The 14,434-nt window shown below is 62.5% G+C and carries 11 protein-coding genes and 1 pseudogene; 8 read left to right on the forward strand and 4 right to left on the reverse strand.

Annotated elements, in window-relative coordinates; all coding sequences use genetic code 11:
- The first annotated feature begins 113 nt into the window (after positions 1-113).
- Complete coding sequence (locus tag PQQ51_RS20670) at positions 114-1,040, forward strand: LysR family transcriptional regulator (protein ID WP_408498679.1); 927 nt, start codon at positions 114-116, stop codon at positions 1,038-1,040.
- A gap of 83 nt (positions 1,041-1,123) precedes the next feature.
- Here PQQ51_RS20670 and PQQ51_RS20675 read toward each other — a convergent pair whose 3' ends face one another.
- Positions 1,124-2,533, reverse strand: a complete 1,410-nt coding sequence (locus PQQ51_RS20675; protein WP_408498680.1) for a purine-cytosine permease family protein — start codon at positions 2,531-2,533, stop codon at positions 1,124-1,126.
- A 237-nt stretch (positions 2,534-2,770) separates the two neighbouring features.
- Between PQQ51_RS20675 and PQQ51_RS20680 the strand changes: the two genes are divergently transcribed.
- From PQQ51_RS20680 to PQQ51_RS20695, 4 genes and pseudogenes are all read left to right on the forward strand, one after another.
- A complete protein-coding gene (locus tag PQQ51_RS20680) occupies positions 2,771-3,337 on the forward strand; it encodes a TetR/AcrR family transcriptional regulator (RefSeq protein WP_408498681.1) in 567 nt (188 codons plus the stop codon).
- Between the two features lie 167 nt (positions 3,338-3,504).
- Positions 3,505-4,532 (forward strand): annotated as a pseudogene (locus tag PQQ51_RS20685) (alpha/beta hydrolase).
- Between the two features lie 208 nt (positions 4,533-4,740).
- Positions 4,741-5,130: an MAPEG family protein gene (locus PQQ51_RS20690; protein WP_408498682.1), complete on the forward strand. Its 390-nt coding sequence runs from the start codon at positions 4,741-4,743 to the stop codon at positions 5,128-5,130.
- A gap of 60 nt (positions 5,131-5,190) precedes the next feature.
- Positions 5,191-5,871 (forward strand): alpha/beta hydrolase, encoded by a 681-nt coding sequence (locus PQQ51_RS20695; RefSeq protein ID WP_408498683.1) that lies wholly within the window; start codon positions 5,191-5,193, stop codon positions 5,869-5,871.
- A 48-nt stretch (positions 5,872-5,919) separates the two neighbouring features.
- Here PQQ51_RS20695 and PQQ51_RS20700 read toward each other — a convergent pair whose 3' ends face one another.
- The gene (locus PQQ51_RS20700; protein ID WP_408498684.1) at positions 5,920-6,855 is read right to left on the reverse strand and encodes a LysR family transcriptional regulator; all 936 of its coding nucleotides are present in this window, start codon (positions 6,853-6,855) and stop codon (positions 5,920-5,922) included.
- A 129-nt stretch (positions 6,856-6,984) separates the two neighbouring features.
- Here PQQ51_RS20700 and PQQ51_RS20705 point away from each other — a divergent pair, with 129 nt between their 5' ends.
- Both PQQ51_RS20705 and PQQ51_RS20710 read left to right on the forward strand, forming a co-directional pair.
- A complete protein-coding gene (locus PQQ51_RS20705; protein WP_408498685.1) occupies positions 6,985-8,535 on the forward strand; it encodes an acetolactate synthase large subunit in 1,551 nt (516 codons plus the stop codon).
- A 205-nt stretch (positions 8,536-8,740) separates the two neighbouring features.
- Positions 8,741-9,649, forward strand: a complete 909-nt coding sequence (locus tag PQQ51_RS20710; protein WP_408498686.1) for a fructose bisphosphate aldolase — start codon at positions 8,741-8,743, stop codon at positions 9,647-9,649.
- 49 nt (positions 9,650-9,698) lie between these two features.
- On the opposite strand, the gene PQQ51_RS20715 is transcribed toward PQQ51_RS20710, so the two are convergent.
- A complete protein-coding gene (locus PQQ51_RS20715; protein WP_408498687.1) occupies positions 9,699-10,076 on the reverse strand; it encodes a hypothetical protein in 378 nt (125 codons plus the stop codon).
- Between the two features lie 375 nt (positions 10,077-10,451).
- Here PQQ51_RS20715 and PQQ51_RS20720 point away from each other — a divergent pair, with 375 nt between their 5' ends.
- A complete protein-coding gene (locus PQQ51_RS20720; RefSeq protein ID WP_408498688.1) occupies positions 10,452-11,570 on the forward strand; it encodes a porin in 1,119 nt (372 codons plus the stop codon).
- Positions 11,571-11,722: 152 nt separating this feature from the next.
- Here the strand turns inward: PQQ51_RS20720 and PQQ51_RS20725 are convergent, their stop codons facing one another.
- Entirely contained in the window at positions 11,723-14,242 is a 2,520-nt protein-coding gene (locus tag PQQ51_RS20725) for a penicillin-binding protein 1A (protein WP_408498689.1), read from the reverse strand.
- Positions 14,243-14,434 lie beyond the last annotated feature (192 nt).

Here is a 14,434-nt window from a genome sequence, read left to right on the forward strand (position 1 = left end):
CGGAAAAACATATTTAAAAAATCCATAGCATCGTTTTTTTCTATGCAAGGTTTTTTTGACGCACGCACAATGCAGTGGCTTGAGAAGCTCGGGAAACCTGGGGAGATCCGCCGATGGAAAGCAATTCGTTGCGTTATTCACTGCGCCAGTTGCGCTATTTCGTCGTCACGGCCGAAGCGCTGTCTTTCACTGCCGCAGCAAAGCGCCTGCATATTTCCCAGCCGTCCGTGTCCACTGCGCTCGCGGATCTCGAAGAGTCGTTCGGCGTGCAACTGTTCATCCGCCACCACGCGAGCGGGTTGTCGCTCACGCAGGCGGGTCGCGATCTGCTCGGCCATGCGCGCAATCTGCTGAAGAATGCGGAAGATCTGCAATCGGCCGCGAAAGAAATGGACGGCGGGATGACGGGCACGATTGCGCTCGGCTGTCTCGTATCGCTCGCTCCGCCGTTGATGCCCGGCATCATTAGCCGCTTCGTGAAGGATCATGCGGGGATCGCATTCCGCACCGTCGAGGCGCATCAGGACACACTGCTGAGCGGGCTACACGACGGCTCGCTCGATATCGCGCTGACCTACAGCCTCGACATCGACGAGGGCATCAGCTTTACTCCGCTGCTGTCGCTGCCGCCCTACGCGATCCTGCCAAAAACGCACAGGCTCGCGCGCGCCCGCAAGGTCTCGCTCGAAGATCTGTTGTCCGAGCCGTATGTGATGCTGGATCTGCCGCACAGCCGCGAGTACTTTTCCGCGTTGTTCGATACCGTCGGCAGCCGGCCGATCGCCGCGTTCCGTTCGTCGCAGCCGGAGGTGGTGCGTGGGATGGTCGCGAACGGACTCGGGTACAGCATCCTCAATTTTCCTCTCAAATCGAACCGCACCGTGGATGGCGAAGACTTCGTGATCAAGCGGTTCAAGGAAGACGTGAACGCGACGACGCTCGGTATCGCGCAGGCGAGCGCGATGAAACCGCGCCAGGTCGTGCGGCGCTTCGCGACGTTCTGCGAGTCGTATATCCGGCGTCTGCATATCGATCGGTGACCGGCGTTCGAGCGAGGCAAAGCAAAGCGGCCGGGCTCGTTTCCGAACCCGGCCGCAGCGCGGTTTACCGCGGACATCGATGCTTAATGAGCCGACACCTCCGCCTGATTCTGCCGGCGACGATACGCGGTATCGCGCGTCGCGAGCCAGTAGTACAGCGGCGCGGTCACGATGATCCCCACCAGCCACGACAGATCCGCGCCGTTCAGGTGCGATGAGAACGACCCGACGTAGATCGGCGTATTCATGAACGGAATCTGCACGACGATCCCCACAGCGTACGCAATCAGCGCCTGCGAATTGAACCGCCCGTAAATGCCGCCGTCGACGCGGAAAATCGAATCGATGTCGTAACGGCCCTTGTGAATCACGTAGAAATCGATCAGGTTGATCGCGGTCCACGGCACGAGCACCACGAGCAGCGCCAGCACCAGATCCACGAAATGGCCGATGAAGTCTTTCGACGCACCGACCGCCGCGAAACAGCAGGCCGCCAGAATGATGAACGACAGCACGGCGCGCGACTTCGCGGTCGGAATCCAGCGATACGCGAAAGTCTGCAACGACGTGATCACCGAAAGCACCGCGCCGTACAGATTCAACGCGTTGTGGCTGATCACGCTCAACAGGAACAACACCAGCATGAAGGGGCCGAGTGCGCCTGTCGACAGTTTCACGGCGTCCATCGTGTCCGCGCCGGGCGCCACGGCGAGCACCGCCACTGCGCCGAATACGAACGCGAGCGTCGACCCGAGTGTGCAGCCCAGATAGGTCGCCCAGAATGTCGCGCCCACGCCCACATTAGCCGGCAGATAGCGGGAATAGTCGGACACGTACGGCGCAAACGCGATTTGCCAGAGCGCGGAGAGCGACACCGTCGCGAGCCATCCGGCGAAATTGAAGCCACCGCGCGTCAGAAAATCGGCGGTCGACACATGCGTGAAGATATACGCGAAACCGGCGACGATACCGATGCCCAGCACCCACGTGCCGATCCTGTTGAGAATGTGAATGAAGCGGTAGCCGACAATCCCGATGAGTCCCGACCCCAGCGCGCCGATCACGATGCCGACGGGCACCGGAATCGTCGACTCGATCCCATGCAGCGACTTGCCGGCCAGCACGATATTCGACGCGAAGAACCCGACATACATCACGCCGGCGATCACCGTGACGAGCAACGCGCCCCACGAGCCGAACTGTGCGCGGCTTTGTATCATCTGCGGAATGCCCATCTGCGGTCCCTGCGCGGAATGCAGCGCCATCAGGATGCCGCCGATCGCCTGTCCGACCACGATGGCAATGACGCCCCAGAACAGGTTGAGATGGTAGATCTGCACGCCGAGCGCGCCGGTCACGATCGGCAACGGCGCGATATTGCCGCCGAACCAGAGCGTGAACAGGTCGCGCACCCTGCCGTGCCGTTCCTCGTGCGGAACGTAACCGATGGTGTGTTTTTCGATCAGTGGCACCGCACTGCGGCTGTCGGCCATATCTCACTCCCTTGCTGCGTGTTGCGCCGTGGCGCTCGATTAATTGACGACCAGGGCATCGATGCCGGCGTTAGATCGGCGTGAGCCCCATGTGTCAAATCAATTTACTGAGGCCATATTTCTTTGACCAACACTGTTTACCGATGCGCTGCATAGATTTTTTCGATGCAGCGGGAAGCGTCCTGCGGCTGCAAAAAACCCTTGACTATCTACCTAGTAGTAGATAAAGTTCGGCGCATGGACACGACACCGACCGTTCGCGAACAGATTCTCGACCACGCCATCACGCTGATGATGCAGCGCGGCTACAACGGCTTCAGCTATCGCGATCTGTCGGATCTGGTCGGGGTCAAGACGTCGAGCATCCACTACTACTTTCCGTCGAAAGACGATCTGGTGCTGGAAGCGGTCAACGAATACAGCAAGGAAGTGCTGGCCGCCGTCCATGCGATCGACTCGAAACTGCCGGCCAACACACGGCTCAGCAAGTATACGAAACTGTTCGGCAAAACCCTCGGCGACGGCGACCGCCTCTGTCTGTGCGGAATGCTGGCTTCGGACATCGCTTCGTTGCCGGAGAACATTCGCGATGCCATTCAGGCTTTTTTCAAGGCCAATGAAAAATGGCTGACGCAAGTGCTTTCGCAAGGCGTGCAGGAAGAAACGCTGGTGGTGAACGGCAAACCCGAGTCCGCCGCGCGCGCGCTGTATGCGGCTTATCAGGGCAGCGTGCTCGCGAGCCGGCTGTTCGGCACGAAGGCGCGGCTGGAAGATGTCGAAGCGTCGTGGAAGAAAATGCAGTAAGGCTGTAACGGAGGTGGTCGTCCGCCTCCTTATTTTTTACCCTGTTATCTACCTATAGATAGATAGATAAACAACAGGACATGAACGAAGTTACCGGCGTCAAACAGGCGTCATTTTTTAAACCGACTTATCTATCTAGTAGTAGATACCCAACCAGGGAATTCATCATGAAGATCAAGTTCGCCCCCGTGTTGCTCGCTTCCGTCGTCGCCGTCAGTTCCGCTTTCGCAGCGAGCCCGGCTTCGCAAGCCGCGCCCGATCGTGTGACCTCCGGTTTCCTGCATGCGCTGAATAGCGGCAAGGGTCCTGCGATCAACACGTTGCCGCCCGCCCAGGCCCGTCAGATTCTGGTGGATGCACAGAACGGCACGAAGGTCGACCTGTCGGGCATCGACATTGCAAAAACCGCACGATCGAGCAGGACGGCGTCAGCGTGCCGGTCACTATCGTGCGTCCGCAAGGCTCGAACGGCACACTGCCGGTGTTCATGTTCTTCCACGGCGGCGGCTGGATTCTCGGCGATTTCCAGACCCACGAGCGCCTCGTGCGCGATCTGGTGGTCCAGTCCGGCGCGGTGGCGGTCTTCGTGAACTACACGCCTTCGCCCGAAGCGCGCTATCCGGTTGCGATCAATCAGGCCTATGCCGCGACGAAATGGGTGGCCGCGCATGGCGCCGAGATCGGCGTCGACGGAACCCGGCTCGCGGTGGTCGGCAACAGTGTCGGCGGCAACATGGCCGCGGTGGTCAGTCTGATGGCGAAGGACAAGCAGGGTCCCGCAATCCGCTTCCAGGGGTTGATGTGGCCCGTCACCGACAACAATTTCAACGACGGCTCGTACAACCAGTTCCAGCAAGGTCACTTCCTCACTCGGCCGATGATGAAATGGTTCTGGGATGCGTACACGAAGGACCCGAAACAGCGCAACGAGATTTATGCGTCGCCGCTGCGCGCCACCACGGATCAGTTGAAGGGCTTGCCGCCGGCATTGATTCAGGTGGCCGAGTCCGACGTGCTGCGTGACGAAGGCGAAGCGTACGGACGCAAGCTCGATGCAGCCGGTGACGAAGTCGCCACCGTTCGTTACGACGGCACGATTCACGACTTCGGCTTGCTGAACGCGCTGGCCGAAGATGCGCCGACCAGGGCCGCAACGCGGCAACTGGCGAACGAGTTGAAGCAGCGTCTGCAATAACGCTTCAGCAAGGCAGTCGCGGCGTGGGCATGATTGATTCACCAGCCCACGCCCACGCCCACACCCACGCCCACGCCCCCCCACTCCGCGGTTTTCATCCGCATCCTCCGCAAACGGATGTCAGACGGTTTCATTGCTATAGAATCGACCGGCTTCTCTGAAACGCGCCGATTCGAACCCGAAGCCGACCTCAGTCATTGGAGACACCGTGAGCATCGAACTGACTCTTCTCGCGTGGACGCTGGTCCTCGCCCTCATCCAGGTCTTGCTGCCCGCGGTGCTGCGCAATCGCGAGACCGGCCTCCAATACAACGCCGGTCCACGCGACGAAGCCGGGCCGCCGATTGGCAAGCTCACCGGTCGACTCAGGCGCGCGCAAAGCAACCTGTTCGAAACGCTGCCGGTTTTTGCGGCCGCGATCCTGATTGCCCACGTGGCAGGCCGCGAAAATGCGCTGACGGCGTGGGGCGCATGGCTCTATCTGGCGGCGCGTGTCGTCTATGTGCCGCTTTACGCAGCCGGCATTCCGTATTTGCGTTCGCTGGCATGGGCCGTATCGCTCGGCGGCATCGTGATCATTCTGGTCCCGATCCTCTGAGCCGCGTCTGGACCTACTCCGAACCTCATCCACTCCACCGACGCAAAGGAACATCACCCCATGAGTGCAACGCCACCGCCCATCGAAATCGAAACCGCACCGAATCCCGAGTTCGCGGTGATCCTGCTGCACGGTCTCGGCGCCGATGCCAACGACTTCGTGCCGCTCGTCCCGGAACTGCGCCTGAGCGGCGCACCGGCCGTGCGTTTCGTGTTTCCGAATGCGCCGGAGATGGCCGTCACCGCGAATAACGGCTACGTGATGCGTTCGTGGTACGACATCCGCTCGTTCGAGTCGATCGAACGGCAAGCCGACGAAGCCGGTATCGAAGCCTCATGCGCGACCGTGCGACAACTGATTGCCGAACAGAACACTCGCGGCATTCCGGCCTCGAAAATTTTCCTCGCGGGGTTTTCGCAAGGCGGTGCGATGACCTATTCGGCCGGACTCACTTACCCGGAAACACTGGCGGGCCTGCTCGTGATGTCCGGCTACGTGCCGTCTAAAACGTTCATCGAGCAGCGTGGCGCGGCCGCGAACCGCAACACGCCGGTGTTCGCCGCGCACGGCGAATACGACGACGTATTGCCGATCCAGCTCGGTGAAACCGCGCGCGATTTCGCGCTCGCGCGGGGGAACGACGTGCAATGGCACGCGTATCCGATGCCGCATTCGGTGTGTGGCGAAGAGGTTGCAGCGATCCGTACATGGTTGAGCGCGCGTATCGCGGCGCTTGCCTGAATCACGCGATGTACCGTTCGAAGCGGACGTGATCCTTCCGCGTCTACGTCAAACGAACATTTGCGCATCGGCAGCCAGACCCGGCGTGATGCGCGCCTTCAGCAAATCGAGCCACGCCTTGGTCTTTGCGTCGAGGAAATGTCTCGACGGATAGAGCGCGTACACACCCAGCTCCGGCGAACGCCATGCCGGCAACACACGCACCAGCCGTCCGCTGCGAATCGATTCCCGTATCGTGAAGAACGGCAGCAACGAGATCCCGCTGCCCTGCTCCGTGATTTTCAGCAGCACGTCCGGGTTGTCCGCGACTACCGGACCGCCTGGTTCGATCCGGAACGAGCGCTTGCCCGCGATCAGATTCCATTCCGAAGGCACGGAAAAATTGATCAGCCGCACGCAGGCGTGATCCTGCAAATCGCGCGGATGCTTCGGCTCGCCGTGCAACGCCATGTATTCGGGCGACGCGCACAACACGCTGAATACCGTGCCCAACGGCAACGCGACGAGGCCGGAATCGGAGAGTTGTCGCGAGATATAGATGCCGACGTCGATGCCTTCGGCGAGCAGCGCAGGCGCGTATTGCGACGTCGCGTATTCGATCGTCACGTTCGGAAACTGCGCGCAGAACGGCGCGATCAGCGGCACGACATAACGCGTGCCGAAGTTACCCATGCATTGCACTCTGAGCCGCCCGGACGGCTCGATCGATGCCCCCGACGCGAACGCCTCCGCCGCGTCGACGCGTTCGAGGATATCGCGACACTGCGCGACATACGTTTCCCCTGCGCTCGTGAGCGCGATCCGGCGCGTGGTCCGTTGCAGCAGCTTGGTCCGCAGACGCTCCTCCAACCCCGACACGAGCCGCGAGATCTGCGCGGTGGTGAGTTCCATCTGCTCCGCGGCCGCGGTGAAGGTGCCCGTGTCCACGACCCTGACGAACGCGCTCATTGCATGCAGCAGTCCATAGTCCAGATTCTTACGCATGATGTAACTAAGTTTCCGATTAGAGCCGATTGTTACCCACATTACGGCTGCCGAGAATGATCGTCAAGCCGGTGCTGCGTGATGAATGCGGACGTCGGCACCCTTGTCGATCTGTCTGGAGCAAACACTATGAATGGTGCGGAAAGTCTGCTGAAGTCTCTTGTCGCGAGCAATGTGGACGTGTGTTTCGGGAATCCCGGCACATCGGAAATGCATTTCGTCGCCGCGCTCGACGCAGTGAAGGACATGCGTCCCGTGCTCGGTCTGCAGGAAAACGTCGTGACGGGCGCCGCGGACGGTTACGCGCGGATGGCGGGCAAACCCGCTGCCACGCTGCTGCATCTCGGGCCGGGGCTTGCGAATGGTCTGAGCAATCTGCATAACGCGCGGCGTGCTTCCAGCCCGATCGTGAATATCGTCGGCGATCACGCGTCGTCGCACGCCCGCTACGACGCGCCGCTCGCGTCGGACATTGCCGGCTTTGCGCGGCCTGTGTCGGATTGGGTGCATTCGTCCACCAGCGCGCGCACGGTCGGAGCGGATGCGGCGCGCGCGGTGCAGGCCGCGAGCGAGGCGCCGGGCCGGATCGCGACGCTGATCCTGCCCGCCGACACCGCGTGGGACCGCGCCGAAGAGGTCGCCGCCGCGCTGCCGCTTGCTCCGCGCGCGCACGCTTCGAGCGCGACGATCGACCGCGTCGCCGAGGCATTGCGCGGCGGCCGGAAAACGGTCCTGCTGCTGCGTGGCGAAGCGCTGCGCGGCGAAGGTTTGAGCGCTGCGGGCAAGGTCGCCGCGAAGACCGGTGCGCGGCTCGTGTGCGACACGTTCGCACCGCGCGTCGAACGCGGCGACGGCCGGGTTCAACTCGAGCGCCTCCCTTATTTCGGCGAACACGCGACAGATTTCCTTGCCGGAACGGAGTTGCTGGTTCTGGTCGGCGCGCGTGCGCCGGTCAGCTTCTTCGCATATCCGGACAAACCGGGGTGGCTGACGCCTGAGGGTTGCGAGATCGCCGTGTTGAGCCATCCGCACGAGGACGGCACGGCCGCCTTGTCGGCGCTCGTGGACGCCCTCGATGCGCGCGGCGTGGAAGAACGCGTGATCCGTCGGCAAAACGTTTCGCTGTCGCTGGATGGCGCGCTCGACGCGAAAAGCATTGCGCAGATCGTCGCGTTGCATTTGCCGGAGAACGCGATCGTCGCCGACGAAGGCATCTCGTCGACGTTGCCCTACTACGACATATTGAACGACGCGGCGCCGCACGACTTTCTCAACCTGACCGGCGGCGCGATCGGCAGCATGATGGCGGTTTCGACCGGTGCGGGCATTGCGTGTCCGCAACGCAAGATCGTCACGCTGGTCGGCGACGGCAGTGCGATGTATACCGTACAGTCGCTGTGGACCCAGGCGCGCGAGAATCTCGACGTCGTCACGGTCGTCTACGCCAATCGTGGGTACAAGGTGCTCAATAACGAGTTGTTGCGCGTGGGGGCGGCGTCGGATGGTCCGAACGCGGCGTCGATGCTCGACCTCGGCGCGCCATCGCTCGACTGGGTATCGATCGGCAAGGGACTCGGCGTGGCGAGCGTGCGCGCGAATTCGCGCCGCGCGTTCGAGGACGCTTTCATCTCCGCGATCGCGCAACGCGGCCCGCGCCTGATCGAAGCGATTCTCGACTAACTGCGCTCAATGCGCCCACTGCGTTTGTTCCGCGGCACAAGTTCGCCGCGGAGCAATACGCCAGAAGCGGAATGACGCAACGCACGAATTATTTTTTTACACGGTAGATATTTGCGCGAACACAAGCGCAGCTAATACACTGGGGTCCATCGGACGCGGCCGGACGCCGGGTCTCACCTGCTACTGTTGAGAAAGGGAGAAGCACGTGCCAAGCGACAACCAAAGCAACGACAAGCTGGTTCAGGTCAGCGAAAAGCAGGGTTTTTTTGCCGCACTGGATCAAAGCGGCGGCTCGACACCCGGCGCGCTGAAGCTATACGGCATTCCGGAAAGCGCATATAGCGGCGACGCGGAGATGTTCAAGCTGATGCACGAGATGCGCGTGCGCATCATCACCGCGCCCGCGTTCACCGGCGAGAAGATCATCGGCGCGATTCTGTTCGAGGCTACGATGGACGGCCAGGTCGAAGGCAAAGCGGTGCCATCCTTCCTGTGGGAAGACCGCGGCGTCGTGCCGTTCCTGAAGGTGGACAAGGGTCTCGAAGCCGAGTCCAACGGCGTGCAACTGATGAAGCCGATCCCAGGGCTGAACGAATTACTCACCCGCGCGGCGAAGCTCGGTATTTTTGGCACCAAGATGCGCTCGGTGATTCACGCGAACTCGAAAGACGGGATCGCGGCAATCGCGAAGCAGCAATTCGAGTTCGGCAAGCAGATCGAAGCGCACGGTCTCGTACCGATTCTCGAACCCGAGGTGTCGATCAAGGCGCCTGACAAGGTCGGCGCGGAAGCCACGCTGTTGGCCGAATTGCTCAAAGGACTCGACGCGCTGCCCGACGAAAGCCGCGTGATGCTCAAACTCACCCTCCCCGACGTGCCGGATTTTTATCGACCGCTGGTCGATCATCCGCGCGTCGCGCGAGTCGTCGCGCTGTCCGGCGGCTATACGCGCACCGATGCGTGCGAACGGCTTGCTCACAATCACGGGATCATCGCGAGTTTCTCGCGAGCGCTGATCAATGAACTCCGCGCGCAGATGAGCGACAGCGAGTTCGACGCGACGCTTGCCGAAGCCGTCGATGAGATTTATCAGGCTTCAGTCGTCAAGGACTGAACGGGGCCTGTCGTTCAGGAGGCTCCCCGCGATCCCGGGGAGCCCAGGCTCAAAACTTCGGATGACACTCGAAATTCACTGACGACGCATGCGTCGTCAGTGTCTGCACGCCGCTCACCGTTTCGGTACTCACACTGCTCTGCATCCCGCGTCGTTCGCAATAATCGCGTGCCTGGTTCACCGCCTGTTCGTGCGCACGCGCCCACGCGAGGCGCCCGCCGGTCGCGCTCGCCGCCACCGTGTAGGTGCCGGGCTTGTCCGTCGCGGCGACGTCGGTTGAAGACGCACATCCTGCAAGGCCGGCGCACATCCCTACGACGATAGCGAGCGCGCGCGCCGGGTTGGTCCACGGGTTCCGATGCTTGCGCGCGCCGCTCGCGCTCCTGCTGTCCGTGGCATGGAATGACGGGGTGTCGGACGTGTTCATGGGGCTTTCTTGACTGGTTTTTTGATCCCGAAATTATCCGTAATCCGCTGCAAGAGATCAGCCCCGTCAACCGAAAACACTGTTGCCGACGCTCGAACAATCAGCGGCTGACAACGCTCGGACGCATCCCACCCGGCATGCTCAGCCATGCAGTTCCTGCAATCTCTTCATAAAAAGAATGCACTAGCCTTATCCCGCTGCTTACCTTGAAATGGCACGTCCGTTCGGTTATTCCGACGAGACCGGCCGGGTCGATCGATCCGGACCGCATCCGCCTCGCATCGCGGCCGCCGCCCCCACGTGGCTTCAGGTGGCTTCAGGTGGCTTCAGGTGGCTTCAGGTGGCTTCAGGCGGCGAAAAAGACAGGAGACATGCATGCGTTTCATCAATCAAGGCGTTTGCGGAGCCACGCTGATCCTTGCGGCTGGCGGCGCGGCGGCGGCAGACTCGAGCGTCACGCTGTACGGCGTCGTCGATGCGAACATCCAGTACCAGAGCAACGGCGGCGTCCATTCGTATTCGGAAAAGAGCGGCGGTTCGACCGGTTCGCTGTTCGGCCTGAAGGGCAGCGAAGATCTGGGCGGCGGCCTGAGAGCGCAGTTCAACGTCGAGAGCGGCTTCAACGCCAATAACGGTGGCCTGTTTGCGGACACCACCGCGCTGTTTTACCGGCAGGCGTGGGTCGGCCTGACTCACGAGCAATACGGTTCTCTGAGCATGGGCCGGCAATACGAGCCGAGCTTCCGCGTGATCTATCCGTCTGACCCGTTTCGCGCGAACGAGGTGCTGTCGCCGTTTTCGGCCTATGTGCTCGCGGTCGATCGCAATACGCTGTCCACGCAGTACGATTCCGGCCGCGCCAGCAATTCGGTCATGTATCAATCGCCGGATCTGCGCGGCTTCAAGCTGTACGGGATGTACGCATTCGCGGCCACCGTCAGCCAGCCCGTGCCGGCGACCAGCGGCAACATGCTGAACGTCGCCGCCACCTACTCCGGCTATGGCTTCTACGCGGGGATCGCCTACGTGAACCAGCATCCGGGGCAGGAAACCATCGCCGGCCTGCCCGCTTCGCTGAGTCTGCTCGGCACCGAGCACTTCATCGGCGCGCTCGCTTACCGGATCGGCATCGTCAACTTCCAGTTCAATTACTCGTTCAACCGCGCGAAGGACCCGGCGGCGGGCTCGCTCGCCGCGCATCTCGGCACCGCGCATTCGCTCAGCATCGCCGAGTTGGGCGCAACGATCCAGGCGACACCCGCGGACACGCTCACGATCGCCGGCGTTCAGCGCAACGTGCGCGGCGCGCATGACAACACGCCCGGCATCGAAATCGGCGCCGACCACTCGTTGTCGAAGCGAACCAGCCTTTACATGCGCGCGGGCTATATGAAGAACAACGGCACCGCGACGGTCAGCTGGCCCGGCGTAACCGTGAGCGCGCCCGGCACCAAGCAGATTCTTGCGACGGTCGGCGTCACCCACCGCTTCTAAGCGCGGCGCGGCGCGGCGCCTTAGCGCGGCGAGCGGGACCGCCTGCCGGTTCGCGCGGTTCCGTTCGCACACGCTCCTGAATCCGCAGGTGAGGCACGGCTTCAACCGCGTCCGGCTTCGGGACGGCCCGTCCTTTCACACTCGGGCGCCGTTCAGGGCGACGCGCTCGCGCCAGCCGGAGCGGTCGACAACTCATTCGACGGTGCGCCCGAGTCGGGCGTCATCGCGTCGTCCGGCGTGGGCGTCGGCGCCAAAGCCGGCGCTGCGTTGCCGTGCGTCTCGCCGTCGATCGTCCCGCCTGGTCCGCTCATTCCGCTGGTTCCACTACTTGCAGTGGGCGCGGTCGCCGGCGTTTGCGGAAGAATCGGCGGCTGCGCTTGCGGCTGCACGGGTGTTTGCGGTTCCGGCTTCGCTTGCGCAGCGACGGTCGCCTCAGGCGCGCGCCGCGTCGTCTTGCGGGGCGCCGCCGGCGCCTGCGGTTTCTCCGACGACGCGAACCACTGCTGGAACCACCCATGAACCTTGTCGGACAGTTGCGCGAACATGCCCGGCGTTTGCTCGGTATCGAATCTGACGCGGCTGTCCACCAGCTTCGCGCGCTGCGCGCGCTGGAAAAAGTCGCCGACGATCGGCAGCGCGCTATGCGCGCCCTGCCCCCAGTAATCGCTGCGCAGGGTCACGCGGCTGTCGTTGAAGCCGACCCACGCGCCCGCGACGAGTTGCGGCTGGATCAGGATGAACCAGCCGTCCGCGTTGCCCTGGGTCGTGCCCGTTTTGCCCGCAACGTCGCCGCGCACGCCGAAACGGCTGCGGATGCTCGAACCCGTGCCGCGGTTCACCACGTCGCGCATCACGTCGACGAGCGTGCGCGCGGTGTCCGCGGGCAACTCACGCTGCGGCGCGACCGGCTCGAAATCGGCCAGCACTTCGCCGTTGCGGTCTTCGATACGCGTGACCATCACCGGTTCGACGTAGCCGCCCAGGTTGGCGATCGTGCCGTACGCGGCGACCATTTCCTTCAGCGTGACGGGGCTCGTGCCGAGCGCGAGCGACGGCACCGCGTTGAGTTCGCTGTCGCGCACGCCCATTGCGCGCGCGAGCCGCGCGACCTTGTTCGGGCCGACGTTTTCCATCAGTTGCGCGGTGATCCGGTTACGCGAAAAAGCGAGACCGTCGCGCAGACTGATGGCGCGATCGCTTGGTTCGTCCTCATCGCCCGGACGCCAGATTTCGCCGCCCGCGAGCGGGATTTCGACCGCTTTGTCGACGTAGGTATCGCTCGGCTTCGCGCCGTTTTCAAAGGCTGCCGCGTACACGAACGGCTTGAACGTCGAGCCTGGCTGACGACGCGCCTGCTGCACGTGATCGAACGGGTCCTGGGTGAAGTCGCGGCTGCCGACCCACGCCTTGATCTGGCCGTTGCGCGGGTCCATCGCGAGGAAGTCGGCTTGCACGCGGGTTTTCGATTCGCACACCGACTTCACCAGATCGCGGTCGGCCGATACGCGTTTTAGCGCGTCGTCGTCGGAGAGGCCCGCGTCTTTCGCGGCGCGATAGTCCGGCGTTTCGCGCAGGAATGTCTGCATCAGGTCGCGGCCGCTCGAGCAACCGGCGCGCGTGCCCCACGCCGAATTCGCGATGCCCTGCAACTGATTGCCTTGCAGCACGACCGCTTGCGTTGCCATGGTTTGCAGGCGCGAATCGATCGTAGTGCGTACGACGAGGCCGTCGGAATAGATGTTGTAGTCGTTGCGATCGGCCCACGACACGAGCCACTTGCGCAGTTGCTGCGCGAAGTGCGGCGCAGGTCCGGGCGGCTCGGTCTGCCGTTCGAAATCGATGCGCAGCGGCCGGCGCCTGAGCGAGTCATAAGCGGCCGGCGTGAGCTTGCCGTACTTGAGCATCTGTCCGAGGACCGTATTACGGCGCTGTAGCGCGCGCTCGGGGTTGATCACCGGGTTGTAGTAGCTGTTGCCCTTGAGCATGCCGGTGAGGGTTGCGCTTTCCAGCACGTTCAGCTCGCCGGCCGACTTGCCGAAATAGGTGCGCGCCGCCATCTCGATGCCGTATGCGTTGTAGAGGAACGGCACCGTGTTGAGGTAGGTCTCGAGGATTTCGTCTTTGGTGTAGAGCCCTTCGATCTTGAAGGCCGTGATGGCTTCCTTGAGTTTGCGGTTGAGCGTGGGCGCGCGGCCGATTTCGTCGGGATAGAGATTGCGTGCGAGTTGTTGCGTGATGGTCGAGCCGCCCTGGCGGTCGCCGGAAAACGTGTGCAGCGCGGCCGATGCGGTGCGACGCCAGTCGAGGCCGAAATGCTGGTAGAAGCGATGATCTTCGGTGGCGATGAGTGCGTCGACGACGTTCGGCGAGATGTCTTTGAGTTTGACCCACTCGCGGTTGGACGGCTTGAATTCCGCGAGGAGTTTGCCGTCGGCGGAAAGGATGCGGGCGGGCTGCTCGATTTTCGCTTTACGGATGTCGCCGATGCTCGGCGTGAACGGGATCAGCAGCAGCACATACAGGAGGATGAGGAATGGCAGCGCCGCGCAGGACTTCAGGACCCCACGGCGGGTGGGATGGCGCAGGTGCCACCAGGCTTTCGCGATCAGATGGTTCGCGTGAGTCAGGCCTCGGTCGAGGGTGTCCAGCAGGAATGGGATGGGGTGCTTCACTCTGGCGCACTGGCTGTTTTTGAAAGGGGGTAATCGTAACAGTTTCGGTTTGGCCTGCCCGGCGGGGGGCGTTTCGTTTTGGTTCTGGTTCTGATTTTGGTTCTGGTTTGCCTACGGCGTTTGCGGGTTTCCTCATTTTTTTGTGGTCTATTCGTGTTGCCCCTGTGCGGGGCGGCACTTACTTTCTTTGCC

Origin of the sequence: Paraburkholderia xenovorans, from assembly GCF_046030735.1 — a bacterium.
Lineage (GTDB): Bacteria > Pseudomonadota > Gammaproteobacteria > Burkholderiales > Burkholderiaceae > Paraburkholderia > Paraburkholderia xenovorans_A.